The organism is Pseudomonas sp. GM18 (genome assembly GCF_000282195.1).
GTDB lineage: Bacteria > Pseudomonadota > Gammaproteobacteria > Pseudomonadales > Pseudomonadaceae > Aquipseudomonas.
The window spans coordinates 14,249-39,098 of the sequence record NZ_AKJT01000035.1 but is presented as its reverse complement, the minus strand read 5'-3'; the positions used below and the strand labels follow the sequence as shown (position 1 = coordinate 39,098).

The 24,850-nt window shown below is 60.0% G+C and carries 24 protein-coding genes; 16 read left to right on the top strand and 8 right to left on the bottom strand.

Translation table 11 applies throughout. The annotated features are described in order from the left end of the window. Window positions 1-55: 55 nt before the first annotated feature. The 6 genes from hslU to PMI21_RS18320 all read left to right on the top strand — a co-directional run bounded on the left by hslU (window position 56) and on the right by PMI21_RS18320 (window position 7,280). Complete coding sequence (gene hslU, locus PMI21_RS18295; RefSeq protein ID WP_007936810.1) at window positions 56-1,396, top strand: ATP-dependent protease ATPase subunit HslU; 1,341 nt, start codon at window positions 56-58, stop codon at window positions 1,394-1,396. Between the two features lie 94 nt (window positions 1,397-1,490). After that, window positions 1,491-1,868, top strand: a complete 378-nt coding sequence (locus tag PMI21_RS18300) for a gamma-butyrobetaine hydroxylase-like domain-containing protein (RefSeq protein WP_007936809.1) — start codon at window positions 1,491-1,493, stop codon at window positions 1,866-1,868. Between the two features lie 254 nt (window positions 1,869-2,122). Beyond that, window positions 2,123-3,802: a class II poly(R)-hydroxyalkanoic acid synthase gene (gene phaC, locus PMI21_RS18305; RefSeq protein ID WP_007936808.1), complete on the top strand. Its 1,680-nt coding sequence runs from the start codon at window positions 2,123-2,125 to the stop codon at window positions 3,800-3,802. 134 nt (window positions 3,803-3,936) lie between these two features. Next, a complete protein-coding gene (phaZ, locus tag PMI21_RS18310) occupies window positions 3,937-4,791 on the top strand; it encodes a poly(3-hydroxyalkanoate) depolymerase (protein WP_007936807.1) in 855 nt (284 codons plus the stop codon). A gap of 129 nt (window positions 4,792-4,920) precedes the next feature. Continuing rightward, window positions 4,921-6,603, top strand: a complete 1,683-nt coding sequence (gene phaC, locus PMI21_RS18315; protein WP_007936806.1) for a class II poly(R)-hydroxyalkanoic acid synthase — start codon at window positions 4,921-4,923, stop codon at window positions 6,601-6,603. Window positions 6,604-6,662: 59 nt separating this feature from the next. Then, window positions 6,663-7,280: a TetR/AcrR family transcriptional regulator gene (locus tag PMI21_RS18320; RefSeq protein WP_007936804.1), complete on the top strand. Its 618-nt coding sequence runs from the start codon at window positions 6,663-6,665 to the stop codon at window positions 7,278-7,280. Between the two features lie 161 nt (window positions 7,281-7,441). Here the strand turns inward: PMI21_RS18320 and PMI21_RS18325 are convergent, their stop codons facing one another. The 3 genes from PMI21_RS18325 to PMI21_RS18335 form a co-directional block, all read right to left on the bottom strand. Beyond that, the gene (locus PMI21_RS18325; protein WP_007936803.1) at window positions 7,442-8,260 is read right to left on the bottom strand and encodes a phasin family protein; all 819 of its coding nucleotides are present in this window, start codon (window positions 8,258-8,260) and stop codon (window positions 7,442-7,444) included. A 10-nt stretch (window positions 8,261-8,270) separates the two neighbouring features. Further along, entirely contained in the window at window positions 8,271-8,693 is a 423-nt protein-coding gene (locus tag PMI21_RS18330; protein WP_007936802.1) for a phasin family protein, read from the bottom strand. Between the two features lie 226 nt (window positions 8,694-8,919). Next, window positions 8,920-9,195, bottom strand: coding sequence for a polyhydroxyalkanoic acid system family protein (locus tag PMI21_RS18335; RefSeq protein ID WP_007936801.1), 276 nt, complete (start codon window positions 9,193-9,195; stop codon window positions 8,920-8,922). A 154-nt stretch (window positions 9,196-9,349) separates the two neighbouring features. Between PMI21_RS18335 and ubiE the strand changes: the two genes are divergently transcribed. The 10 genes from ubiE to PMI21_RS18380 all read left to right on the top strand — a co-directional run bounded on the left by ubiE (window position 9,350) and on the right by PMI21_RS18380 (window position 17,425). Continuing rightward, complete coding sequence (ubiE, locus tag PMI21_RS18340; RefSeq protein WP_007936800.1) at window positions 9,350-10,120, top strand: bifunctional demethylmenaquinone methyltransferase/2-methoxy-6-polyprenyl-1,4-benzoquinol methylase UbiE; 771 nt, start codon at window positions 9,350-9,352, stop codon at window positions 10,118-10,120. Then, window positions 10,120-10,743 (top strand): ubiquinone biosynthesis accessory factor UbiJ, encoded by a 624-nt coding sequence (locus PMI21_RS18345; RefSeq protein WP_007936799.1) that lies wholly within the window; start codon window positions 10,120-10,122, stop codon window positions 10,741-10,743. The genes ubiE and PMI21_RS18345 overlap by 1 nt, the downstream gene beginning before the upstream one ends. Further along, window positions 10,740-12,344 carry a ubiquinone biosynthesis regulatory protein kinase UbiB gene (gene ubiB, locus PMI21_RS18350; protein ID WP_007936798.1) on the top strand — a complete coding sequence of 535 codons (1,605 nt, stop codon included), beginning with the start codon at window positions 10,740-10,742 and terminating at the stop codon, window positions 12,342-12,344. The genes PMI21_RS18345 and ubiB overlap by 4 nt, the downstream gene beginning before the upstream one ends. A gap of 91 nt (window positions 12,345-12,435) precedes the next feature. After that, the gene (gene hisI, locus PMI21_RS18355) at window positions 12,436-12,837 is read left to right on the top strand and encodes a phosphoribosyl-AMP cyclohydrolase (RefSeq protein WP_007936797.1); all 402 of its coding nucleotides are present in this window, start codon (window positions 12,436-12,438) and stop codon (window positions 12,835-12,837) included. Next, a complete protein-coding gene (locus tag PMI21_RS18360) occupies window positions 12,830-13,162 on the top strand; it encodes a phosphoribosyl-ATP diphosphatase (protein ID WP_007936796.1) in 333 nt (110 codons plus the stop codon). The genes hisI and PMI21_RS18360 overlap by 8 nt, the downstream gene beginning before the upstream one ends. A 24-nt stretch (window positions 13,163-13,186) precedes the next feature. Then, window positions 13,187-13,465, top strand: a complete 279-nt coding sequence (locus PMI21_RS18365) for a twin-arginine translocase TatA/TatE family subunit (protein WP_007936795.1) — start codon at window positions 13,187-13,189, stop codon at window positions 13,463-13,465. 10 nt (window positions 13,466-13,475) lie between these two features. Further along, window positions 13,476-13,907, top strand: coding sequence for a Sec-independent protein translocase protein TatB (gene tatB, locus PMI21_RS28790; RefSeq protein WP_007936793.1), 432 nt, complete (start codon window positions 13,476-13,478; stop codon window positions 13,905-13,907). Next, complete coding sequence (gene tatC, locus PMI21_RS18370) at window positions 13,904-14,698, top strand: twin-arginine translocase subunit TatC (RefSeq protein ID WP_007936792.1); 795 nt, start codon at window positions 13,904-13,906, stop codon at window positions 14,696-14,698. The genes tatB and tatC overlap by 4 nt, the downstream gene beginning before the upstream one ends. Then, window positions 14,695-15,402, top strand: a complete 708-nt coding sequence (locus PMI21_RS18375; RefSeq protein WP_007936791.1) for a 16S rRNA (uracil(1498)-N(3))-methyltransferase — start codon at window positions 14,695-14,697, stop codon at window positions 15,400-15,402. Before tatC ends, PMI21_RS18375 begins: the two co-directional genes overlap by 4 nt. Before the next feature lie 106 nt (window positions 15,403-15,508). Further along, complete coding sequence (locus PMI21_RS18380) at window positions 15,509-17,425, top strand: methyl-accepting chemotaxis protein (protein WP_007936790.1); 1,917 nt, start codon at window positions 15,509-15,511, stop codon at window positions 17,423-17,425. 47 nt (window positions 17,426-17,472) lie between these two features. On the opposite strand, the gene PMI21_RS18385 is transcribed toward PMI21_RS18380, so the two are convergent. The 5 genes from PMI21_RS18385 to PMI21_RS18405 form a co-directional block, all read right to left on the bottom strand. After that, window positions 17,473-18,207 (bottom strand): amino acid ABC transporter ATP-binding protein, encoded by a 735-nt coding sequence (locus PMI21_RS18385; RefSeq protein WP_007936789.1) that lies wholly within the window; start codon window positions 18,205-18,207, stop codon window positions 17,473-17,475. Then, window positions 18,200-19,159, bottom strand: coding sequence for an amino acid ABC transporter permease (locus PMI21_RS18390; protein ID WP_007936788.1), 960 nt, complete (start codon window positions 19,157-19,159; stop codon window positions 18,200-18,202). The genes PMI21_RS18385 and PMI21_RS18390 overlap by 8 nt, the downstream gene beginning before the upstream one ends. Window positions 19,160-19,302: 143 nt before the next feature. Continuing rightward, on the bottom strand, window positions 19,303-20,100 hold the full coding sequence (locus PMI21_RS18395) for a transporter substrate-binding domain-containing protein (protein ID WP_033063925.1): 798 nt from the start codon (window positions 20,098-20,100) through the stop codon (window positions 19,303-19,305). A 229-nt stretch (window positions 20,101-20,329) separates the two neighbouring features. Further along, entirely contained in the window at window positions 20,330-22,900 is a 2,571-nt protein-coding gene (mdoH, locus tag PMI21_RS18400) for a glucans biosynthesis glucosyltransferase MdoH (protein WP_007936784.1), read from the bottom strand. Beyond that, window positions 22,893-24,698 (bottom strand): glucan biosynthesis protein G, encoded by a 1,806-nt coding sequence (locus PMI21_RS18405; protein ID WP_007936783.1) that lies wholly within the window; start codon window positions 24,696-24,698, stop codon window positions 22,893-22,895. Before PMI21_RS18405 ends, mdoH begins: the two co-directional genes overlap by 8 nt. Window positions 24,699-24,850 lie beyond the last annotated feature (152 nt).

Here is a 24,850-nt window from a genome sequence, read left to right as displayed (position 1 = left end):
GCCTGTCTTGGCCTAAGCGCCACGGCTTACTTTTGCTTGAGGACCGCCAATTACTATGCCCATGACCCCCCGTGAAATCGTCCACGAACTCAATCGCCATATCATCGGCCAGGACGATGCCAAACGCGCCGTCGCCATCGCGTTGCGCAACCGCTGGCGCCGGATGCAGCTGCCAGAAGAGCTGCGCGTCGAAGTCACCCCCAAGAACATCCTGATGATCGGCCCGACCGGCGTCGGTAAAACCGAGATCGCCCGTCGCCTGGCCAAACTCGCCAACGCGCCGTTCATCAAAGTCGAAGCGACCAAATTCACCGAAGTGGGCTATGTCGGCCGCGACGTCGAATCGATCATTCGTGATCTGGCCGACGCGGCGATCAAACTGCTGCGCGAACAGGAAATGACCAAGGTTCGTCACCGCGCCGAAGATGCCGCCGAAGAGCGCATCCTCGACGCCTTGCTGCCTCCGGCACGCATGGGCTTCAGCAACGAAGACGCTGCCCCGGCCCAGGACTCCAACACCCGTCAGCTGTTCCGCAAACGCCTGCGTGAAGGTCAGCTGGATGACAAGGAGATCGAAATCGAAGTTGCCGAAATCTCCGGCGTCGATATCTCCGCGCCACCGGGCATGGAAGAAATGACCAACCAGCTGCAAAGCCTGTTCGCCAACATGGGCAAGGGCAAGCGCAAAAACCGCAAGCTCAAGGTCAAGGAAGCGCTGAGACTGGTGCGCGACGAAGAAGCCGGTCGCCTGGTCAACGAAGAAGAATTGAAGGCCAAGGCGCTGGAAGCCGTCGAGCAGCATGGCATCGTGTTCATCGACGAAATCGACAAGGTCGCCAAGCGCGGTAACTCCGGTGGTGTCGATGTGTCCCGTGAAGGCGTACAGCGCGACTTGCTGCCGTTGATCGAAGGCTGCACCGTCAACACCAAACTGGGCATGGTCAAGACCGACCACATCCTGTTCATCGCCTCCGGTGCATTCCACCTGAGCAAGCCGAGTGATCTGGTGCCCGAGCTGCAAGGTCGCCTGCCGATTCGAGTCGAACTCAAGGCACTGAGCCCGGAAGATTTCGAACGCATTCTTAGCGAGCCGCATGCATCGCTCACCGAGCAGTATTGCGCGCTGCTGAAAACCGAAGGGCTGCTCATCGAGTTCCAGCCGGACGGCATCAAGCGTATTGCCGAGATTGCCTGGCAGGTCAACGAGAAGACCGAGAACATCGGCGCCCGTCGCCTGCACACCTTGCTGGAGCGTCTGCTCGAAGAGGTGTCGTTCAGCGCTGGCGATCTGGCCAGCACCCATGACGAAAAGGCGATCCTGATCGATGCCGATTACGTCAACAGCCACTTGGGCGAATTGGCGCAGAACGAAGACCTGTCCCGTTATATCCTGTAGGTCACCTACTCTCCTGTGAGAACGTGAAACCAGTAGGAGCTGCGCAGACTGCGGCAGCTCCTACACAACGTTCCACATAGACGGACGACCTGCCATGACCCAACTCCCCACCGACATCAAACTGCACAAAGCCTCAAAAACCCTGACGCTCAAATACGCGTCCGGCGAGGAGTATCACCTGCCCGCAGAATTCCTTCGCGTGCACTCTCCTTCCGCCGAGGTCCAGGGCCACGGCAAACCTATCCTGCAATTTGGCAAGATCGGCGTAGGCCTGAGCAAGGTCGAACCGGCCGGTCAGTACGCACTGAAATTGACCTTCGACGACGGCCACGACAGCGGACTGTTCACCTGGGAATATCTGTACCAGTTGGCCGTACGCCAAGAGGATCTGTGGAACGATTATCTTGCCGAACTCAAATCGGCTGGAAAGACCCGTGATCCGAACGAGTCGGTCGTCAAGCTGATGCTCTAGGTCAGGCCTCGGGGTATTTAGAGGGCATTTTCTAATTCCATCTGTTTGAATGCTTGGCTGCCGGGTCAACGATTGGCCCGCTTGCGAAAAAAATTAAACTCGGGTAACCAATGGGGCTGGCAAGTTCCGTGCAGTGCTCTCTGAACTGAAAAGCAGCTATGCAATTAACGGTCACCCGAGCAGTAGTACCTGGCGCATTGTGTGACTACACAGCTGGGCTCAGGTACTCGCCTCAGGACAATGGAGCGTCGTAGATGAGTAACAAGCAAAACGATGACCTGAAATTCCAGGCTTCAGAAAATACCTTGGGACTGAATCCTGTTGTTGGGCTGCGTAGAAAGGATCTACTGGGTTCCGCTCGAATGGTGCTGACCCAGGCCATCAGACAACCCATCCACAGTGCCAGGCACGTCGCCCATTTCGGCATCGAACTCAAGAACGTGCTGTTCGGAAAATCCGAGCTTCAACCGCAAAGCGACGACCGCCGTTTCCTCGACCCGGCCTGGAGTCAAAACCCTCTCTACAAACGTTATTTGCAAACTTATCTGGCGTGGCGCAAGGAGCTCCACACCTGGATCGATAAGAGCAATCTCTCGCCCAAGGACGTCGCTCGCGGGCATTTCGTGATCAACCTCATGACCGAAGCCATGGCCCCGACCAACACGGCGGCCAACCCGGCGGCGGTCAAACGCTTCTTCGAAACCGGCGGCAAAAGCCTGCTCGACGGCCTCTCCCATCTGGCCAAGGATCTGATCCACAATGGCGGCATGCCGAGCCAGGTCAACATGGGCGCGTTCGAAGTCGGCAAGAGCCTGGGCGTGACCGAAGGCGCAGTGGTCTTTCGCAACGACGTGCTGGAACTGATCCAGTACAAGCCGATCACCGAGCAGGTGCATGAACGCCCACTGCTGGTGGTGCCGCCGCAAATCAACAAGTTCTATGTTTTCGACCTGAGCCCGGACAAGAGCCTGGCGCGCTTCTGCCTGCGCAACAACGTGCAGACGTTCATTGTCAGCTGGCGCAACCCGACCAAGGAGCAACGCGAGTGGGGTCTGTCGACCTACATCGAAGCGCTCAAGGAAGCAGTCGATGTAGTCACCGCGATCACCGGCAGCAAAGACGTGAACATGCTCGGTGCCTGCTCCGGCGGCATTACCTGCACCGCCCTGCTGGGTCATTACGCAGCGATCGGCGAAAAGAAAGTAAACGCCCTGACGCTGCTGGTCAGCGTGCTCGACACCACCCTCGACAGCGACGTGGCCCTGTTCGTCGACGAGCAGACCCTCGAAGCCGCCAAGCGCCATTCCTACCAGGCCGGTGTGCTGGAAGGCCGCGACATGGCGAAAGTCTTCGCCTGGATGCGCCCCAACGACTTGATCTGGAACTACTGGGTCAACAACTACCTGTTGGGCAACGAGCCACCGGTGTTCGACATTCTGTTCTGGAACAACGACACCACTCGCCTGCCGGCCGCTTTCCACGGCGACCTGATCGAGATGTTCAAAAACAACCCACTGATCCGACCCAACGCACTGGAAGTGTGCGGCACGCCGATCGACCTCAAACAGGTCGATGCCGACATCTTTTCCCTGGCCGGCACCAACGATCACATCACCCCGTGGAAGTCCTGCTACAAGTCGGCACAACTGTTCGGCGGCAAGGTCGAATTCGTGCTGTCCAGCAGCGGACATATCCAGAGCATCCTGAACCCGCCGGGCAATCCGAAAGCACGCTACATGACCAGCACTGACATGCCGGTCAAAGCCGAGGACTGGATGGAAAACTCCACCAAGCACACCGACTCCTGGTGGCTGCACTGGCAGGCGTGGCAGGCCGAGCGCTCCGGCAAACTGAAGAAGTCCCCCGCCAACCTTGGCAACAAGGCCTATCCCGCGGGTGAAGCGTCACCAGGCACATATGTGCACGAACGTTGAGTTTCAAACAACTCGCAGTCCGCGGCACTGGGAGGTGCCGCGATTGTTATTAATCAGCCTCGAGGCCAGCCTCGAACATTCTGCGACGGCCCGGGAAGGCCCGAGCAGCGTTTAAAACCTACAGGGCTTCGTGCATGCCGCAACCGTTCGTATTTCGTACCGTCAACCTGGATGGGCAGACCCTCCGCACCGCGGTACGCCCCGGCAAGCCTCACTTGACGCCCTTGCTGGTTTTCAATGGCATCGGTGCCAACCTGGAGCTGATATTTCCGTTCGTCCAGGCGCTGGATCCGGACCTGGAAGTCATCGCCTTCGACGTCCCCGGTGTCGGTGGCTCATCGACGCCCAGCCGGCCGTATCGCTTTCCGGGCCTGGCGAAGCTGACGGCGCGAATGCTCGACTATCTCGATTACGGGCAGGTCAATGTGATCGGCGTGTCATGGGGTGGCGCTCTGGCGCAGCAATTCGCCCATGACTATCCCGAGCGCTGCAAGAAGCTGGTGCTGGCAGCCACGGCGGCCGGAACAGTGATGGTGCCGGGCAAACCGAAAGTGCTGTGGATGATGGCCAGCCCACGACGCTACATCCAGCCGTCCCATGTGATTCGCATCGCGCCGATGATCTATGGCGGCTCATTCCGTCGCGATCCGACCCTGGCTGCCAGTCACGCCGCGCGGGTTCGCTCGGCAGGCAAACTGGGCTACTACTGGCAGCTGTTCGCCGGGTTCGGCTGGACCAGCATTCACTGGCTGCACAAGATCCACCAGCCGACCCTGGTGCTGGCCGGCGATGATGACCCTCTGATCCCGCTGATCAATATGCGCATGCTGGCCTGGCGAATTCCCAATGCCCAACTGCACATCATCGACGACGGGCATCTGTTCTTGATTACCCGGGCCGAAGCGGTGGCACCGATCATCATGAAGTTTCTCCAAGAGGAACGTCAGCGCGCAGTGATGCATCCGCATCCGGCGCCATCGGGCAGTTGACCGGCCCCGGCCTTGGTGTAGGAAAAGAGGGTTGGCAGGACGTCGTACCGCGCAACAATCCGCAACAACGTCTATGGTGTTTTGTTCGGTGAGTTTGTTTTTGGCCTGAAGACGAAGGAGTGTTGACTCATGCGCGACAAACCAGCGAAGGGCTCCTTGCCCACTCCCGCTGCATTCATCAACGCACAGAGTGCGGTTACCGGTCTGCGCGGCCGGGACTTGCTTTCAACCTTGCGCAGCCTGGCCGCCCACGGCCTGCGCAATCCAGTGTACACGGCCCGGCATGCCTTGAAACTGGGCGGCCAGCTGGGTCGCGTGCTGTTGGGTGAGACTCTTCACCCGATCAGCCCACAGGACAGTCGCTTTGCCGACCCGACGTGGAGCCTCAATCCTTTTTATCGCCGCAGCCTGCAGGCCTATCTGAGCTGGCAGATAGAGGTCAAGAACTGGATCGACGAGAGCAACCTGAGCCCGGACGACCGCGCCCGCGCCCACTTTGCATTTGCCTTGATCAACGACGCCGTGGCACCGTCCAACACCCTGCTCAATCCGCTGGCGATCAAGGAGATCTTCAATTCCGGCGGTCACAGTCTGGTGCGGGGTATCGGCCATCTGCTCGACGACCTGCTGCACAACGACGGCTTGCCCAGACAGGTCACCAAACAAGCATTCGAGGTAGGCAAGACAGTCGCCACCACCACCGGCTCCGTGGTGTTTCGCAATGAGCTGCTGGAGCTGATCCAGTACAAGCCGATGAGCGAAAAACAGTATTCCAAGCCGTTGCTGATCGTGCCGCCACAAATCAACAAGTTCTACATTTTCGACTTGAGCCCGAGCAACAGCTTCGTCCAGTTCGCCCTCAAAAACGGCTTGCAGACCTTCGTGATCAGCTGGCGCAATCCCGATGTGCGTCACCGCGAATGGGGGCTGTCGTCTTACGTCGAAGCCGCCGAAGAAGCGATGAATGTGTGCCGGGCGATCACCGGTGCGCGCGACGTCAACCTGATGGGTGCCTGCGCCGGCGGGCTGACCATCGCCGCGCTGCAAGGGCACTTGCAGGCCAAACGACAGCTGCGGCGGGTGTCCAGCGCGACCTATCTGGTCAGCCTGCTCGACAGTCAGATAGAAAGCCCGGCCACCCTCTTCGTCGACGAACAGACCCTGGAAGCGGCCAAGCGCCGCTCGTATCAGAAGGGCGTTCTGGAAGGTCGCGACATGGCCAGGGTTTTTGCCTGGATGCGCCCCAACGATTTGATCTGGAATTACTTCGTCAATAACTACCTGCTGGGCAAGGAGCCGCCGGCGTTCGACATCCTCTACTGGAACAATGACAACACGCGCCTGCCGGCAGCGTTTCATGGCGACCTGCTGGACTTCTTCAAGCACAACCCGCTGAGTCATCCGGGCGGGCTGGAAGTGTGCGGCACACCGATCGACCTGCAGAAAGTCACCGTCGACAGTTTCAGCGTGGCCGGTATGAACGATCACATCACCCCGTGGGATGCGGTGTATCGCTCGACCTTGCTGCTGGGTGGCGAGCGGCGCTTCGTACTGTCGAGCAGCGGTCATGTGCAGAGCATTCTCAATCCGCCGCACAATTCGAAAGCCAACTACGTCGAGAACCCGAAACTGAGCAGCGACCCGCGGGCCTGGTACTACGACGCCAAACGCGTCGACGGCAGTTGGTGGACGCAATGGCTGAGCTGGATTCAGGAACGCTCCGGCGCACTACACGAAACCCAGATGACCCTCGGCAACCAGAACTATCCACCGATGGAGGCGGCACCCGGTACTTACGTGCGCGTGCGCTGACGTTCAATGAACCACGGCCGCCAATGGCTGTGGCCTGACTCGACCATTAAGAAGACTGGATGAAAACCCGCGACCGGATTCTCGAATGTGCCCTGCAGTTGTTCAATCAGAAGGGCGAACCGAACGTTTCCACCATGGAAGTGGCCAACGAAATGGGCATCAGCCCGGGCAACCTCTACTACCACTTCCACGGTAAGGAGCCGCTGATCCTGGGGCTGTTCGAACGCTTCCAGACCGAACTGACGCCCTTGCTCGATCCACCGTCCGATGTGGAATTGGCCCCCGAAGATTACTGGCTGTTCCTGCACCTGATCGTCGAACGCCTGGCCCAATACCGGTTTCTGTTCCAGGACCTGTCGAACCTTGCTGGCCGCCTGCCGAAACTGGCCAAGGGGATACGCAACCTGCTCAATGCGTTGAAGCGCACACTGGCTTCATTGCTGGCGCAGTTGAAGGCTCAGGGGCAGTTGGTCAGTGACACCCAGGCGCTGGGACAACTGGTGGAACAAATCACCATGACGTTGCTGTTCTCGCTGGACTATCAGCGGATTCTCGACCGTGAAGGTGAAGTACGACTGGTGGTGTACCAGATCATGATGCTGGTGGCACCGCACTTGTTGCCGCCGGTCAAAGTCGCGACCGAGCGGTTGGCGTTGCAGTATCTGGAAGAGCATTAAGATCTTTTCAACGCTCAAACAAAAACGCCCGACCTTTACAGGCCGGGCGTGATCGTTCCCATGCTCCGCGTGGGAATGCAGCCGGTGACGCTCTGCGTCACTGCCGAAATGGACGCGGAGCGTCCGGTGAGGCATTCCCACGCGGAGCGTGGGAACGATCATCAGGACTGACTGGTTGGCGCCGGAGCCGGAGCAGCAGTCGGGGTTACAGCAGGGGTCGGCGCAGCGGCAGAGTTCGCCGGACTGACCGGGGTTGCCGGTTTGGCGGCAGCCACTGCTGGTTTCGGGGCGGCCGCTTTCGGGGCTGCCGGTTTTTTCACTGCTGGCTTCTTCGCTGCAGCGGGTTTGGCCGCTACGGTTTTAGCTACAGGTTTGGCCGCCGGTTTAGCGGCTGGTTTTGCAGCAGCTTTTACAGCGGGTTTAGCGGCCGCTTTGGCTGCAGGTTTCGCAGCAGCAGTTTTGGCTGCCGGTTTGGCGGCAGGCTTCGCTGCGGCCTTGGCCAATGGTTTGGCAGCGCTTTTAGCTGCAGGTTTGGCCGCCGCGGTTTTCGCCGCAACAGGCGCAACCTTGGCACCGGTGAGTTTTTCGATTTGCTTGGTCAGGGTATCGACCTTGCTGTGCAGTGCCTTGACTTCATTGCGGCTCGGTACACCCAGGCGCGAAATGGCGCTGTTCAGGCGCTTGTCGAAAGCCCCTTCCAGCTCATCCCACTTGCCCAGTGCGCGATCTTTCACGCCGCTGATGCGCGACTTGGCCGACGAAGCGGAGTCCTTGGCAGCATCGACAGTCTTGCCGACAGCGCTCTTGGTGAGCTTCTCGGCTTTCTCGCCGTCCTTAACCAATGCATCGAAGAGTTTGCTGCCGTCAGTATCAATCTTCGAGTACACGCCTAAACCAGCCAGCCAGATCTTGCGGGAGTAGTCTTCGACCTTCCCGATCCACGAGCTGCCTTCTTTTTCAGTATTCTTTTTGCCAGCCATCCCGTTCTCCTTAAGATTTACGCGCGACACGTTCGAGCAATGCTGTCAGCTCATCGAGCTTAGCAGAGAGTGTCTCCACGTCATGTTTAGACGGAATGCCGATACGATTCAAGGCACTTGCGATACGCGTATCGAAAGCCTTCTCGACTTTGTCGAGTTGAAGTTCGACTTTACCTTTGAAAGTACTCACTTCACTCTTGGCTTCATCGATCTCGGCATTAGCCGCTTCAAGTTTCTCAGCAACTACTTTTTTGCCTTTCTTTTCAACAGCTTGACCAGCCTTGATCAACTCTTGAACGTACTCGCTGCCCTCTTGACCGACCTTGGTGTAAGCACCCAGGCCTGCCAGCCAGATCTTGCGGGCATACGATTTGACGTCGTTCAGAGTGTTGGTCTCAACGTCGACTTTTTTCTTCAAAATAACTTTGGCCATGGTCCACCTCACGCGCAGAAGGGTTGAGGAACTGCCCGCGAAAGTGTCGGGCTCAGGCACAAAGTAGGGAGAAAAATTAGAAACGGCACCCTAACAACCGCAACAATTGCGTGCCGTGAAATACCTGTAGGAGCGAAGCTTGCTCGCAAAGAGGCCGGTCCATCCGCAACATCTTCGAGGGCAGGACCTCCGCCTTCGCGAGCAAGCCTCGCTCCACAGGTCGCAATCACGCAAGGGCTTTGTCGAGGGCCCTTTCGATTTCCGACTTGATGGTGCCGCTCATGGCGGACATCAACAGCCCCAGTTCAACATCGACCCTGATCGAATCCTCGCCCACATGCACCGCGCCTTTCACACCGGAGCGCTTGAGGTTCAGGGTGTCGCCGGACCACTGCGGCTCCAGGCCATATTGATCGGACAGTTTCTGCGCCAACTTGTCGGCCTTCTCGCGGGCCGCTTCCTTACCCAGGCCGTGGGCACGCTCAACACTAATACTGGCCATCGAATGACTCCTGCTTTATGGACACTTCCTGAAGCATCTTGACCGTTACTGCGTCAAAACGTCCCGGTTTCTCTATATCTTACCTTCAGCCTTGCCAAGACAAAGCAGGCCACCGGGATTAGAATGTCCCGCATTCTATTTTGGTGACAGCGATATGACTGATCAGCGCAAAGGCAGCGATGCCGAACCCACCACTCACTTCGGCTTCAAAAACGTTCCGGAAAGCCAGAAAGCGGAAAAAGTCGCTGAGGTTTTCCACTCGGTAGCCGCCAAGTACGACTTGATGAACGACCTCCTGTCGGGCGGCATGCACCGCCTGTGGAAGCGTTTCGCAATCGAACTGTCGGGCGTGCGTGCCGGTAACCGCGTGCTGGACATCGCCGGCGGCACCGGCGACCTGACCAAAAAGTTTTCGCATCTTGTGGGACCGACTGGTCAGGTAGTGTTGGCCGACATCAACGAATCCATGCTCAAGGTCGGTCGTGACCGCCTGCTGGATCTGGGTGTGTCCGGCAACGTCGAATTCGTCCAGGCCGACGCTGAAAAGCTGCCGTTCCCGGACAACCACTTCGATTGCGTGACCATCGCTTTCGGCCTGCGCAACGTGACGCATAAAGAAGACGCCCTGCGCTCGATGCTGCGCGTGCTCAAGCCCGGCGGTCGCCTGCTGGTGCTGGAGTTCTCCAAGCCCACCAACGCACTGATGTCCAAAGCCTACGATGCCTATTCGTTCGCCTTCATGCCGTTGATGGGCAAGCTGATCACCAATGATTCGGAAAGCTATCGCTACCTGGCCGAATCGATCCGCATGCACCCGAATCAGGAAACCCTGAAGTCGATGATGGTCGAGGCCGGTTTCGACCGCGTGACCTACCACAACATGACCGCAGGCATCGTCGCCCTGCACCGCGGCATCAAACCCTGATGTTGCTGGCCGGCCTGCTCGCCAGCGTTGAACTCGGTCTGAACCGGGTGCTGCGTCTCGACAGCACGGCGCTGCCGCGGCTGGCGCACTTGAGTGGCAAGGTGATTGCCGTCGACTGCCGCAGCCCGGCGCTGCAATTGTTCATCCTGCCCAGCGACGAAGGCCTGATGCTGGCGTCCCACTGGGAAACCGGTGCCGACTGCACCTTGCGCGCACCAGCCTCAAGCCTGCTGAAACTGGCGACGAGCAAAGACAAGACTTCCGTGCTGCATGGCCCGGAAGTCGAACTCGACGGCGACAGCGGCGTGCTGCTGGAGCTGGCGGCGATCCTGCAGGACCTCGAACTGGACTGGGAGTACGAACTCTCGCGCTGGCTGGGACCTGTGGCCACACAACTGGTTGGCGGTCACCTGCGCAGTCGCGCACGCTGGTATCAGCAAGGGTTCGCCAGCCTCAACCAGAACCTGGGCGAGTACCTGGCCGAAGAATCGCGCACCCTCGTCGGTCAGCGCGAAGCCGAAGCCCGTTTCAGCGAACTGGACCAGATCAAGCTCGATCTGGAACGACTCGAGGCGCGTTTCGAGCGCCTTTCCCGATCCCTCGACCCAAGCGATAACGCATGAAGCTGCTTGCCGTCCGCCGTTTGTTGCGCATCCAGCGCGTTGTGATCCGCTACCGCCTCGATGACCTGCTGTTCGCCCTGCCATTGCCCTGGTTTCTGCTGGCGCTGCGCTATGCCTTGCCATGGCGCTGGTTCCCGCGCAAGCCCCTGGACCTGAGCCGTGGCGCACGATTGCGCCTGGCGTTGCAGGACCTTGGGCCGATTTTCATCAAGTTCGGCCAGATTCTTTCGACGCGCCGCGACCTGCTGCCCGAAGACATCGCCGATGAGCTGATGATGTTGCAGGACCGCGTGCCGCCATTCGACTCGCAAGTATCCGTCCGACTGATCGAAGAGCAGCTTGGCAAAAAAATCAGTGAAGTGTTCAGCCGTTTCGACGTCGAACCACTGGCCTCCGCCTCGGTGGCACAGGTGCACGCCGCGCAGCTGAAAACCGGTGAAGAAGTGGTGGTCAAAGTGATTCGCCCGGGCCTGAAACCGGTCATCGCCCAAGACCTGGCGTGGCTGTTCATTCTTGCCCGCGCCGCGGAAAAACTCTCGGCCGATGCCCGTCTGCTGCACCCGGTGGACGTGGTCAGCGACTACGAAAAAACCATCTACGACGAACTCGACCTGCTGCGCGAGGCGGCCAACGCCAGCCAGTTGAAGCGCAACTTCGACGGTTCGCCTCTGCTGTATGTGCCGCAAGTCTATTGGGACTGGTGTCGGCCGAAAGTACTGGTGATGGAGCGCATCTACGGGATTCAGGTCACCGACCTCGCGACCCTGGCTGACCAGCGCACCGACATGAAAATGCTCGCCGAGCGTGGTGTGGAGATCTTCTTCACCCAGGTGTTCCGCGACAGCTTCTTCCACGCAGACATGCACCCCGGCAACATCTTCGTCAGCACCGTGCAGCCGTGGAGCCCGCAGTACATCGCTATCGACTGCGGCATCGTCGGCAGCCTGACCCCGGAAGACCAGGACTATCTGGCGCGCAACCTGTTCGCGTTCTTCAAGCGTGATTACCGGCGTGTCGCGCAGTTGCACATCGACTCGGGCTGGGTACCGGCGGAAACCAAACTCAACGAATTCGAAGCGGCGATCCGCACGGTGTGCGAGCCGATCTTCGAAAAACCGTTAAAAGATATTTCCTTCGGTCAGGTGCTGATGCGCCTGTTCCAGACTGCTCGACGCTTCAACATGGAAGTGCAGCCGCAGTTGGTCTTGCTGCAAAAAACCCTGTTGAACATCGAAGGCCTGGGCCGTCAGTTGTACCCGGACCTCGATCTGTGGAACACCGCCCAGCCGTTCCTCGAACGCTGGATGCGCGAGCGCGTCAGCCCCAAAGCCTTGCTGGGCAATGTGCAGAGCCAGTTCGAGCAGATCCCGCACCTGGCCAACATGGCCCGCGACCTGCTCGAGCGCATGTCCCAACCCCACGCCAACGACCCGCCGCCGCCGTGGCACCGGCGCAAGGACGACGTGTTCCTGCGCCTGCTCGGTACCGCTCATCTGGCGGGTGGCACGATACTCGCCGCCGGTGGCCCGTTACACGAACTGGGGCATTGGCCCGCCGGAATCATGGTGGCGATCGGCTTGTATCTGGTCGTTCGCCGATAGCCAGTTGGATCATCGGCTGGCACACTGTTTGAACGCTGAATTTGAACATTGGCCTCAACTATTGAAGTAGAGCCCGCTGTCGGAGTCGAAGATGAAAAACTGGCTGGACGAGATCAAGTGGGACGCCGATGGCCTGGTGCCCGCGATTGCCCAGGATCACAAGACCGGACGCGTCCTGATGATGGCCTGGATGAACCGCGAAGCACTGCAATTGACCGCCGCCGAGAACCGTGCCATTTACTGGTCACGTTCCCGTGGCAAGCTGTGGCGCAAGGGCGAAGAGTCCGGCCACGTGCAAACCCTGCATGAGATGCGCCTGGACTGTGACGCTGACGTGATCATCCTGATGGTCGAGCAGATCGGCGACATCGCCTGCCATACCGGTCGTCAGAGCTGCTTCTACCGCGTCTTCGAGAACGGCGACTGGAAAACCGTCGACCCGGTGCTCAAAGACCCGCACGCTATCTATTCCGCAGGACATACTCATGAGTGACACCCTGACCCGCCTGGCCCTGGTGTTGGAAGAGCGCAAAGGCGCCGCCGCCGACAGCTCGTACGTCGCCAGCCTGTACCACAAAGGCTTGAACAAGATTCTGGAAAAGGTCGGCGAAGAGTCGGTCGAAACCATCATTGCCGCCAAGGATGCCGCCATCAGCGGTGACTGCAGCGATGTGATCTACGAGACCGCCGACCTGTGGTTCCACAGCATGGTCATGCTTGCCCAGTTGGGGCAACATCCACAGGCTGTGCTCGATGAACTGGACCGTCGCTTCGGTCTGTCCGGACACGCCGAGAAAGCCTCGCGCCCGTCCGCCTGAATAATTATTAGAGAGGAACGCAACATGGGCATTTTTGACTGGAAACACTGGATCGTCATCCTGGTTGTCGTAGTGCTGGTGTTCGGCACCAAGAAACTGAAAAACCTCGGCACTGACGTGGGCGAGTCGATCAAGGGCTTTCGCAAGGCCATGAACGACGAAGAAAAACCGGCCGACCCGACAGCGACTCCGGCCCAACCGGTTCCGCCAAGCCAGCCACAGGCCACAACGTCTGTGAACCCGCCGCACACCATCGACGTGCAGGCGCAAAAAGTCGAAGAGCCGATCCGCAAAGACTCGTGAGCACTGACTAATGTTTGGTATCAGCTTCTCTGAACTGCTGCTCGTCGGCCTCGTCGCCCTGCTGGTGCTGGGCCCCGAGCGCCTGCCGGGTGCTGCGCGCACCGCCGGCCTGTGGGTCGGGCGGCTGAAGCGCAGTTTCAACGCGATCAAACAGGAAGTTGAACGTGAAATCGGTGCCGACGAGATTCGCCGGCAACTGCACAACGAGCACATTCTGTCCCTGGAGCAGGAGGCGCGGAAGATTTTCACGCCGACTCAGCAGGAGCCAACACCGGTGGAACCTGTAGCGACGCCGACGATTCATGCACCAGCGGCTGAAGTTACGCCGGCGGTTACAGCCGCTGAACCTGCACATGCCATTCCAGTAGAGCCTGTACCGCCTGCGGCTGCGCCTGTTGCGCCAGCCCCTCATGACCCAACATTGCCACCGCGAGCCCCATGAGCGATCTCCCCGAAAACGACCAGCACATGCCGCTGGTTTCGCACCTCACCGAGCTGCGCACCCGTCTGCTGCGCTGTGTAGCGGCGATTTTCATTATCTTCGCCGGGTTGTTCGCCTTCACCCAGCAGATTTACACCTTCGTCTCCACGCCGCTGCGCCAGTACCTGCCGGCCGGCGCGACGATGATTGCCACTGACGTGTCGTCGCCGTTCCTGACGCCGCTGAAGCTGACCATGATGGTCTCGCTGTTCCTGGCAATCCCGGTGATCCTGCATCAGATCTGGGGTTTCATCGCGCCAGGCCTGTACAAGCATGAGAAGCGCATCGCCGTGCCGTTGCTGGTCTCCAGCATCCTGCTGTTCTACACCGGCATGGCCTTCGCCTATTTCCTGGTGTTCCCGCTGATCTTCAAGTTCTTCGCCGCTGCCACCCCGGCCGGCGTGGAAATGATGACCGACATCACCAGCTACCTCGATTTCGTCATGACACTGTTCTTCGCCTTCGGTGTGGCGTTCGAAATCCCGGTGGCCGTGGTGCTGCTGGTGTGGATCGGCGTGGTCAACGTCACTTACCTGAAGAAAATCCGTCCGTACGTGGTCATCGGCTGCTTCGTGGTCGGCATGATCCTGACCCCGCCAGACATCTTCTCGCAGACGCTGTTGGCCGTACCGATGTGGTTGCTGTTCGAGATCGGCGTCCTGTTCGGCGGCCTGATCAGCAAGCGCGGCGAGCACCCGGACGAAAAACCGGCTGACGATCACAACGACCAGCCGCCAGCGACCCAAGCGTGAACCTGCTGCTCCTCGAGGAGGCCGACTTCATTGCGGCCGACCGGGCGATCCTGCGCGATCGCCGCTTGACTCACATGCAGGAAGTCCACCGCTGTGAAGTGGGTGACAGCATGCGCGTCGGGCGTATCGGCGGGCTGATGGGTGCCGCCGAAGTACTGCGCCTGGACGCTGACGAAGCCGAGTTGCGCGTCACCCTCGATCAACCGCCACCGACCAAGCTGCCACTGACCCTGGTGTTGGCCCTGCCACGCCCGAAAATGCTCCGCAGGGTGTTCCAGACCGTGGCCGCCATGGGTGTGCCGCGAATCGTGCTGGTGAACAGCTATCGCGTCGAGAAGAGCTTCTGGCAAACCCCGTTCCTCGAACCTGAAGCGATTCGCGAGCAGTTGATCCTCGGCCTGGAACAGGCCCGGGATAGCGTGCTGCCGGAGATCGTCATCGAGAAGCGCTTCAAGCCTTTTGTCGAAGATCGCCTGCCGGCGATTACCGAAGGCACCCTCGGTCTCGTCGGCCATCCCGGCAACTACCCGCCCTGCCCTCGTGGCCTGGACGAGCCGGTAACCCTGGCCATCGGCCCCGAAGGTGGTTGGATTCCCTACGAAATCGACCTGCTGGCCAAGGCCGGCCTGCAACCGGTCCAGCTCGGCGAGCGCATCCTGCGGGTCGAAACCGCTGTCACCGCGCTGCTCTCGCGCTTGTTCTAACCCAGACACTTACCCTCGCCACAAGTGTTTGCTCGCCTACAGGTTCCAGCCTGCCTGCCGATACAGTCCCCATAAAACCGATTAATGGTCCGAGGGGAGTTGCAGCATGTACCGTTGGCTAGCCGAGAAACTGGGAAACGTAAGCGTCAATCGCAAACTGGGTGTCGGCTTCGGTCTGGTGCTGCTTCTGACCTTGTTGATCACCTTCACCGGCTGGACCGGCCTGAGCGGTGTGATCAGCCGTGGCGACACCCTCGGGTTTATTTCCAGCCTCAATGAGCTGACCAAAGACCTGCGCCTGGCCCGTCTGGACTACGACATGCGCCGTGGCGAACAAGGCCCGGGCGCCGTCAACGAGCTGATCGGCAAACTCGATAGCGGCCTGAAAACCGCTCGCACGCTGATCGAACAACCTGACGACGTGGCATTGATCGACCAGCAAGTGGCCGCCGTCAGCGAGTACAAACGCGCCTTCGCCGACCTGACCCAGGCCACCGCCACTCGCGAAGATGCTCGCAGCAAACTGGGCGCCACCGCCGATAACGCCGTGGCCCGCGTCGCTGAAGTCGAAAAATCCATGCTGCAGGGCGACAGCGTCACCCAGTTCAACAGTGTGATCGACCTGAGTAAACTGATTCAGCAAGCGCGCTTCCAGGTCCGCGGTTACACCTACAGCGGCAAACCCGAGGCCGAGCAGCCAGCGCTGGACGCCATCGACAACGCCCTGAAAAACCTCGAAAGCCTGCCGTCCAAACTGCCGGAGCAACACATCGCCAACCTGCAACAGGCGACCGACTCGCTAAAAGCCTATCGCGCGGCTGTCAGTCAGTTCCGTGACTCCCAGGTCGTCAGCGCTGCCGCCTTCAAACGCATGAGCGCTCAGGGCGACATTCTGTTCGACGTCAGCAAAAAGCTCACCACCTCGCAAACCGCCGTGCGTGACGCCGATACGGCGCACGCCAAAAACCTGCTGCTGATGGCCACCGTCCTGGCGTCGGCTTTTGGTCTGTTCGCGGCCTGGGCCATCACCCGGCAGATCGTCATTCCCCTGAGCCAAACCCTCAAAGTGGCCGAGCGTGTCGCGGCGGGCGACCTGAGCCATAACCTGATTTCCGAACGCCAGGACGAACTGGGCCAGCTACAGCGCGCCATGCAGAGCATGACCCTGGGCCTGCGGGAACTGATCGGCGGCATCAGCGACGGCGTGACCCAAATCGCCAGCGCCGCTGAAGAACTGTCTGCCGTTACCGAGCAGACCAGCGCCGGGGTCAACAGTCAGAAGGTCGAAACCGATCAAGTGGCCACCGCCATGCACGAAATGACCGCCACCGTGCAGGAAGTCGCGCGCAATGCCGAGGAAGCGTCCGAAGCCGCCGTCGCCGCCGACCAGCAGGCCCGCGAGGGTGACAGGGTGGTCGGCGAGGCCATCGCCCAGATCGAACGCCTGGCCCTCGAAGTCGGTAACTCCACGGCCGCCATGGGCGACCTGAAGCGCGAGAGCGACAAGATCGGCAGCGTGCTCGACGTGATCAAATCGGTGGCCCAGCAAACCAACCTGCTGGCGCTCAACGCCGCCATCGAAGCCGCCCGCGCCGGTGAGGCCGGTCGCGGTTTTGCGGTAGTCGCCGACGAAGTCCGCAGCCTGGCCCAGCGTACCCAGAAGTCCACCGAAGAAATCGAAGAGCTGATCGTTGGCCTGCAAACCGGCACTCAGCAAGTCGCGACCATCATGGACAACAGCCGCAGCCTGACCGACAGCAGCGTCGAACTGACCCGCCGTGCCGGTGGCTCGCTGGAAAGCATCACCCGTACCGTGTCGGCGATCCAGTCGATGAACCAGCAGATCGCCGCTGCCGCCGAGCAACAGAGCGCGGTGGCTGAAGAGATCAACCGTAGCGTATTGAACGTGCGTGACGTGTCCGAGCAGACCTCGGCTGCGAGTGAAGAGACCGCAGCCTCCAGCGTCGAGCTGGCGCGATTGGGGACGCATTTGCAGATGCTGGTGGGACGATTCAAGGTTTAATCGGCCGGACTGATCGTTCCCACGCTCTGCGTGGGAACGATCATAGGTTAGAGAACCTGCCGCAAAAACGCCTGCGCACGCGGATCCTTCGGCGCATCGAAGAACTCGGCCGGTGAGGCGTCTTCCAGCAATTTGCCGTGATCGAAGAACAGCACCCGATCCGCCACTTCCCGGGCGAAGCCCATTTCGTGGGTGACGCAAACCATGGTCATGCCTTCCACGGCCAAGGTCTTCATCACATCCAGCACTTCACCGACCATTTCCGGGTCGAGCGCCGATGTCGGCTCATCGAACAGCATGACCTTCGGCTCCATCGCCAATGCTCGGGCGATGGCCACGCGCTGTTGCTGACCACCTGACAGGCGCGATGGAAACTCGTGGGCCTTCTGAGCGATGCCGACCTTTTCCAGCAACACCATGGCCTTGGCCTCGCGCTCCTTCTTGCCGCGCTTGCGCACGACTTTCTGGGCCAGGCAGAGGTTTTCCAGCACGGTCATGTGCGGGAACAGGTTGAAATGCTGGAACACCATGCCGACTTCGCGGCGGTAGGCGTTGACGTCGGTTTTCGGGTCGGCCAGTTGTAAGCCGTCGATGCTCACCGAGCCGGAGTCGAACGCTTCCAGGCCATTCAGGCAGCGCAGAAAGGTCGATTTGCCGGAACCGGACGGGCCGATCACCACCAATACTTCGCCCTTCGCCACTTGGGTGGTGACGTTATCTACCGCGCGAACCACCTGGCCGCGGGTGTCGAAGACTTTTATCAGATCGCGGACTTCAATCACTTTGCGCGAGCCTCCGCTCAAGCCGACTGGCGATTTTCGACAGCGGCAGGTTGATCAACAGGTACAGCCCGGCCACGCAGAACAGGATTTCGAACGGCGAGAACGAGGTGGTGATGACTTCGCGACCGCTTTTCAGCAGTTCGGTTATCGCGATCACCGACACCAACGAGGTGTCCTTGACCAGACTGATGAACTGCCCGGCCAGCGGCGGCAGCACGCGCTTGAACGCTTGCGGCAGCACCACGTGGCGCATCGACTGGCCACCGCTCAAACCGAGGGAGCGCGCCGCTTCGTTCTGGCCACGGGCAATGGACTGCACGCCAGAACGGATGATCTCCGCCACGTAGGCACCGGTGAACAGCGACAACGCGGCGATCCCGGCGAACTCCCGGGAGAGGTTCATCACGGTGCCGATGAAAAAGTAGAAAATGAAAATCTGCACCAGCAGCGGCGTACCGCGCACCAGCTCGACGTAGATTGTCGAGAGGTCGCGCAGGGTCGGGTTGTTCGACAGGCGGCACAACCCGGTGGCCAGGCCGATCAGCAGACCAAGCACGCCAGACACCATGGACAACCACAACGTGGTCCACAGGCCCCATAGCAGCGGGCCGGCGGCCCAATGCCGGGTCACACCGATCACATCGCCTTCGGCCACATCATCGCCTTGCGCGACTTGCAGGCTGTTGTCGTCGACCGTCAGGTGCTGCTCATCACCGGCATCATTGCGCAGGGTGACTTCAGCCTTGCCGCCCTTGCGCACCAATTCGCTGACGGTGGAGATGTCAGCCGCACGCTGGGACTCTTCGGCGTGGTAGGCGAAGTATTGCGGCACGCGGTTCCAGCGCCATTCGTAGGACATCAGCGAGGTGGCGTAGTACAGCGCACCGGCCAGGCCGATCAGCACCAGCACGGTTAATACGTGCCAGGGCCATTGGGCTTTTTTCTGTTTCATTAAACGTTTCTCTGATTCGCTCGTTCCCACGCTCTGCGTGGGAATGCATCCAGTGACGCTCTGCGTCACGCTTGCGAAGGAACGCGGAGCGTCCCGGGCGGCATTCCCACGCAGAGCGTGGGAACGATCAATCTGACCGAGCCTTACTCCATGTCCTTGAGCCAAGCGGTGTCTTTGAACCACTTGTCATGGATGCGATCGTAGGTGCCGTCTTCGTGGATCTGGTGCAGGAAGTTGTTGATGAAGTTGAGGCTGTCGTAGTCACCCTTCTTCAGGCCGAAAGCCAGAGGCTCGTAGGTGAACGGCTTGTCGAGGAACAGCAGTTTGCCGTTGCCGACCTTGTTCACCGCCACGACATTGTAAGGCGCGTCGTAGATGAAGGCGTCGGCCTTGCCGTTGACCACGTCGAGCACCGCTTCCTGTTCGTTGTCGTAGCCGTGGTACTTGGCTTTGGAAATGAGTTTTTTGGCGACCATCTCGCCGGTGGTGCCGAGTTTGGAGGTGATGCGGTAGTCGGCGGTGTTCAGGTCTTTATAGGACTTGATGGTGCCTTCAAGCTCCTTGCGGATCAGCAGCGTCTGGCCGACCACGATGAAGGGTTCGCTGAAGTTCAGGCGCAGGTTGCGCTCCTGGGTCAGGGTCATGCCGCTGCCGATCATGTCGAACTTGTCGGTCAGCAGGGCCGGGATGATGCCGTCATAGCCGGTGGAAACCATTTCCAGCTTGACGCCCATGGCCTTGGCCATGGCTTTGAGGATGTCGACTTCGAAGCCGATGATCTCGCCGCGCTTGTTGGTCATTTCGAACGGCATGTAGGTCGGGTCCATGCCGACTTTCAGCGTGCCGCGCTTGACCGCGTCATCGATGGCACCGGCCTGCGCCGCGTTGACTGCAACCAATGCCGTGACGCCGACCAGCAGCATCGACAGATACTTCTTCATCTTCAAGTCCCCAAAACCATCGCATTGTGAGGCACGCAAACCGCAGATTTCCTTTGGGAAACCGGCAGATACGAACAGAAAGTTGTCCGGGCGCACCAATTCGGGGACGGATGCTAACGCACTCGGCCGTTTGCACAAGGGGTTGAGGGGGATTTGTTTGATCGTTCCCACGCAGAACACGGGAATGATCATCAGCACAAAAAAAACCCCGCTTTCGCGGGGTTTTTCATTATGCCAACTGAGGCTGCACGCTCAACGGCTTGAGCGGCAACAGTGGCGCATGCGGATCGGCATCCACCGAAGTGCGCCAGGCCTGCAGCCACTCGGCATGGCCTTCGCTCCAGACTTGCTCATGCAAGCGACCCAGTGCCACCGGATCACTCAGCAGGGCCACGCGCTCGTTGTTGGTCAGCCCTTCAGGCCCGACCTTCATCGCATGGCGAACCCGCTCGATGCGCAGCCATTCGATCGGCTCGGCCTGACGGTGACGAGACGTCGCCAGCGCGCACGCCAATGCGTTCTGCTGTGGATCGACCACCGACCGGACGAAGCCGTCGTGCAGTGCATGCCAGCGGTTTTCGTGGGTGTACTGATCGGTCGCCAGCAATGCCTGCGGCGGATTGTATTCCTCAGGAATCAGGAACAGGCTCTCGTCACGCGACTTCAGGCCCAGACCGACACGACTGGAGATCACCGACACCGGAATCGACAGCATCAGCGAACCGACGATCGGCACCAGCCACCAGAGGAAGCTCGGGTTCAGCCAGATCACCAGCAGGGCCCAGAAGAAGCCCAGCAAGGTCTGCGGACCGTGGCGCTTGACCGCTTCGCTCCACGGCGTGGAGTCGTCGTCACGTTGCGGCGAATTCCAGGTCGCGGCCCAGCCGAGGAACGCGGCGAGTACGAAACGGGTGTGGAAAATCATCCGCACCGGCGCCAGCAGCATGGAGAACAACATCTCCAGCAGCATCGACAGCGTCACCTTGAACCTGCCACCGAACTCTTTCGCACCCTTGGCCCAGATCAGGATGATGCTCAGCAACTTCGGCAGGAACAGCAGCACGATGGTCGTCGAGAACAGCGCAATCGCCTTGTCCGGGTGCCATTGCGGCCACAACGGATAGAGCTGGCGCGGTTCCAGGAAGTACTGCGGCTCCATCAGCGTGTTGGTCGCCAGCAGGGCTGTCGACAGCACAAGGAAGAAGAACCACAACGGTGCCGACAGGTAAGACATCACGCCTGTCAGGAACACCGCACGGTGTACCGGGTGCATGCCCTTGACCAGGAACAGGCGGAAGTTCATCAGGTTGCCGTGGCACCAGCGACGGTCACGCTTGAGTTCGTCCAGCAGGTTCGGCGGCAGTTCTTCGTAGCTGCCCGGCAAGTCATAGGCAATCCACACGCCCCAGCCGGCACGGCGCATCAGCGCAGCTTCAACGAAGTCGTGGGACAGAATCGCACCGGCGAACGCACCTTTACCGGGCAACGGCGCCAGGGCGCAGTGCTCGATGAACGGCTTCATGCGGATGATCGCGTTGTGGCCCCAGTAGTGGGATTCGCCCAACTGCCAGAAGTGCAGACCGGCGGTGAACAGCGGACCATACACACGCGTGGCGAACTGCTGCATACGTGCATAAAGGGTGTCCATGCCCGACGCACGCGGCGCGGTCTGGATGATCCCGGCGTCCGGCGTGGCTTCCATCAGGCGCACCAGGCTGCTCAGGCATTCACCGCTCATTACGCTGTCGGCGTCGAGCACGACCATGTACTTGTAGTCACCGCCCCAACGACGGCAGAAGTCGTCGAGGTTGCCGCTTTTACGTTTTACGCGACGACGGCGGCGGCGGTAGAAGATCTTGCCGAAGCCCTTGGCTTCACGGCAGACGTCCAGCCAGGCCTGCTGTTCGGCGACGCAGATATCGGCGTCGTTACTGTCGCTGAGCACGAAAAAGTCGAAGCGATCCAGGTTACCCGAGGCTGCAACCGACTCGAAGGTCGCCCGCAAACCGGCGAATACCCGCGGCACGTCTTCGTTGCAGATCGGCATCACCAATGCGGTGCGTGCGTCCTTGGCGATCGGCTCGTTGCCGGCGCTGGCGCCGGAAATGCGGTACTTGTCACGCCCCGTGATCAACTCGAGGAAGCCCATCAGCGCGGTCCAGAAACCGGCCGACACCCAGCAGAACAGAATCCCGAACAGAATCAGGATGCTGGTTTGCAACGCGTAAGGCAGCACCTGAGCCGCGGTTTGCAGGAGCGGTTGGTGCAGGACTTCTTCAAGATCGACGAACGACCAGCCCTGGTACGGCATGATGCCTTTCATGTACCAGCCGGCGACGATCGTCTGGCCGAGCATCAGCACCAGCAGAATATAGCGGCGGATCGAACCGACGGTGCGCCAGCGAGCTGCCGGCAGCACGTTCTCGTCTTTCGGCGGCTGCGGCGGGTTGGTGCGACCGGTCAGCCGACGCCAGCCACGCACCAGAATATTGGTGCGCCATGGCTCCGGAACGACTTTGGTCCGACGGATCGGCGGGGCTGCCTTGAGGCAAACCCGACCACTGGCGTCGAGTCCCAACATTTGCGCATCCGCCAGTTCTTCGGCGGTGTTCAGGGTCAGGCGCCGCCCGACCGACGCCTGGGCGGCATCGGTCGGCGCGTCGAACGCCTGGGACGACAGACGTTCGTGCAATTCACTGAAAGACTTGCAGCCCGCGAGTTCCGCGCGCTGCTCGTCGGTCATCGGCAAATGCGCCAGGTACTCGGCAAGCGTTTGTGGCTGTACGTGTGAATTACTCATCGGCGGGCAACTGATAGCTCCAGGTCTCGGTCAGGACTTGTTCAGTCGGTGCCGATTCCGGTGTGGCAGGGGCCGCTTCGGCAGCGACAGGCTGCTTGGCGTCTTTGTTGTCCTTGTCCTTGGTGTCCTTGACTTGCTGGGCTTGCGCTTCAGCTTGCTTGGCCTCCTTGTCCTTCTTCTCCTGCTGCTTGGCGGCGATCTTGTCGGCCTTGGCAACGGAAGAGCTGGACGCTGGCGCCGTGGTCTTGATCGTCTCGGCAGGCGTGATGGTCTTGACCAGTGCTGCACGCATTTCGGTGGACTTGTTCGGATCCTTGATCTTCATCCGCAGGGTCAGGCGCCAGCCCTTGGTTTCAGGGTTGTAACGGACGCTGTTCTCGACCAGCTCCGCGTTGTCGCCAACGCTCACCTGGCTGCGTACTTCGGCATCTTCCGGCAAGTCTTGCAGGGACGGACCCTGGAAATCCACCAGGTAGGCCACGCTGCCGTCCGGCTGACGAATCAGGTTCGACTGCTTCACGTCACCCGTGGAACGCAGGGTCTGCTGAACCCAGGCGCTGTCCGCCGAATGCAGGGAGGCTTCGTCGATGGTCCAGTGCATGCGATAGGCGACGTCCAGGGGCTGGCCAGGCTCTGGCAGTTTTTCCGGGCTCCAGAAAGCAACGATATTGTCGTTGGTTTCGTCAGCGGTAGGAATCTCCACCAGATCGACGGAGCCCTTGCCCCAATCGCCTTTCGGCTCGATCCAGGCACTTGGGCGCTTGTCGTAGCGGTCGTCGAGGTCTTCGTAGTGGCTGAAGTCACGACCACGTTGCAGCAAGCCGAAACCGCGCGGGTTCTCGATCGAGAAGTTGCTTACGGCCAGGTGTTTCGGGTTGTTCAATGGGCGCCAGATCCATTCGCCGTTGCCGGCATGGATCGACAGACCGCTGGAGTCGTGCAGTTCGCGACGGTAGTTCAACACTTTCGATGGCTGGTTGGCGCCGAACAGATACATGCTGGTCAGCGGCGCAACGCCGAGTTTGGTGACCTTGTCACGCAGGAACATCTTGGCCTTGACGTCTACGACCGTGTCGCTGCCCGGGCGCAGGGTCAGGCGATAGGCACCGGTGGCGCGCGGCGAATCCAGCAGGGCGAAGATCACCAGGTGCTTATCGCCCGGCTTCGGCTGCTGAATCCAGAACTCGGTAAAACGCGGGAACTCTTCGCCGGACGGCAAGGCGGTATCGATGGCCATGCCGCGAGCGGACAAGCCATAGGTGTGGCCCTTGCCGACAACGCGGAAGTAACTCGCGCCGAGCATGGTCATGATTTCGTCTTGCTTGTCGGCCTTGTTGATCGGGTACAGCACACGGAAACCGGCATAACCCAGCTTTTCAGTGGCTTTAGGATCGAACTTCATATCGCCGAAATCGAAACGACTTGGGTCGTATTTGATCTCTTCGACGGTGTTGGCCGTGATTTCGTTGATTTTCACCGGCGTATCGAAGTGCATGCCCTGGTGATAGAACGACAGCTTGAATGGGGTTTTCTGGTTAGCCCACTCGGCTTTTTCGGTGAGGAAGCGAATTTTTTGATAATCCGCGAATTTCATCTCACGAAATTCATTCGGCAGGTTACTGCGCGGGGCTTCGAATTTTTGCCCGGCCAGCTCTTTTGCCTTGACCGATACGTCATCCAGATTGAATGCCCAAAGCTGGCCGGCGCTGAACAGGCAGAGCAGTGCAGAGCCCGCTACCAGTGCGTTTCGAAACCGTTTGGCAGACAATTTTGGTGCATTACAGGGACTAACAATCACGAGCAACCCTCGCCGAAAACAGATCAAAAAACCAACGGCCAGTTAAAGTGCCAGCACGGTGTACGGTGGAAAAAAACCGACCCTGCGGACCACTCTTGCCAAGTTGGCGAGCATTGTTCCGACTCCCATGGGGCAAAATGATTCCCCAACAG

Bases quoted from the DNA above. Each gene is read 5' to 3' on its own strand.
- hslU (WP_007936810.1), top strand. From the start codon at position 56: ATGCCCATGACCCCCCGTGAAATCGTCCACGAACTCAATCGCCATATC.
- PMI21_RS18300 (WP_007936809.1), top strand. From the start codon at position 1,491: ATGACCCAACTCCCCACCGACATCAAACTGCACAAAGCCTCAAAAACC.
- phaC (WP_007936808.1), top strand. From the start codon at position 2,123: ATGAGTAACAAGCAAAACGATGACCTGAAATTCCAGGCTTCAGAAAAT.
- phaZ (WP_007936807.1), top strand. From the start codon at position 3,937: ATGCCGCAACCGTTCGTATTTCGTACCGTCAACCTGGATGGGCAGACC.
- phaC (WP_007936806.1), top strand. From the start codon at position 4,921: ATGCGCGACAAACCAGCGAAGGGCTCCTTGCCCACTCCCGCTGCATTC.
- PMI21_RS18320 (WP_007936804.1), top strand. From the start codon at position 6,663: ATGAAAACCCGCGACCGGATTCTCGAATGTGCCCTGCAGTTGTTCAAT.
- PMI21_RS18325 (WP_007936803.1), bottom strand. From the start codon at position 8,260: ATGGCTGGCAAAAAGAATACTGAAAAAGAAGGCAGCTCGTGGATCGGG.
- PMI21_RS18330 (WP_007936802.1), bottom strand. From the start codon at position 8,693: ATGGCCAAAGTTATTTTGAAGAAAAAAGTCGACGTTGAGACCAACACT.
- PMI21_RS18335 (WP_007936801.1), bottom strand. From the start codon at position 9,195: ATGGCCAGTATTAGTGTTGAGCGTGCCCACGGCCTGGGTAAGGAAGCG.
- ubiE (WP_007936800.1), top strand. From the start codon at position 9,350: ATGACTGATCAGCGCAAAGGCAGCGATGCCGAACCCACCACTCACTTC.
- PMI21_RS18345 (WP_007936799.1), top strand. From the start codon at position 10,120: ATGTTGCTGGCCGGCCTGCTCGCCAGCGTTGAACTCGGTCTGAACCGG.
- ubiB (WP_007936798.1), top strand. From the start codon at position 10,740: ATGAAGCTGCTTGCCGTCCGCCGTTTGTTGCGCATCCAGCGCGTTGTG.
- hisI (WP_007936797.1), top strand. From the start codon at position 12,436: ATGAAAAACTGGCTGGACGAGATCAAGTGGGACGCCGATGGCCTGGTG.
- PMI21_RS18360 (WP_007936796.1), top strand. From the start codon at position 12,830: ATGAGTGACACCCTGACCCGCCTGGCCCTGGTGTTGGAAGAGCGCAAA.
- PMI21_RS18365 (WP_007936795.1), top strand. From the start codon at position 13,187: ATGGGCATTTTTGACTGGAAACACTGGATCGTCATCCTGGTTGTCGTA.
- tatB (WP_007936793.1), top strand. From the start codon at position 13,476: ATGTTTGGTATCAGCTTCTCTGAACTGCTGCTCGTCGGCCTCGTCGCC.
- tatC (WP_007936792.1), top strand. From the start codon at position 13,904: ATGAGCGATCTCCCCGAAAACGACCAGCACATGCCGCTGGTTTCGCAC.
- PMI21_RS18380 (WP_007936790.1), top strand. From the start codon at position 15,509: ATGTACCGTTGGCTAGCCGAGAAACTGGGAAACGTAAGCGTCAATCGC.
- PMI21_RS18390 (WP_007936788.1), bottom strand. From the start codon at position 19,159: ATGAAACAGAAAAAAGCCCAATGGCCCTGGCACGTATTAACCGTGCTG.
- PMI21_RS18395 (WP_033063925.1), bottom strand. From the start codon at position 20,100: ATGAAGAAGTATCTGTCGATGCTGCTGGTCGGCGTCACGGCATTGGTT.
- mdoH (WP_007936784.1), bottom strand. From the start codon at position 22,900: ATGAGTAATTCACACGTACAGCCACAAACGCTTGCCGAGTACCTGGCG.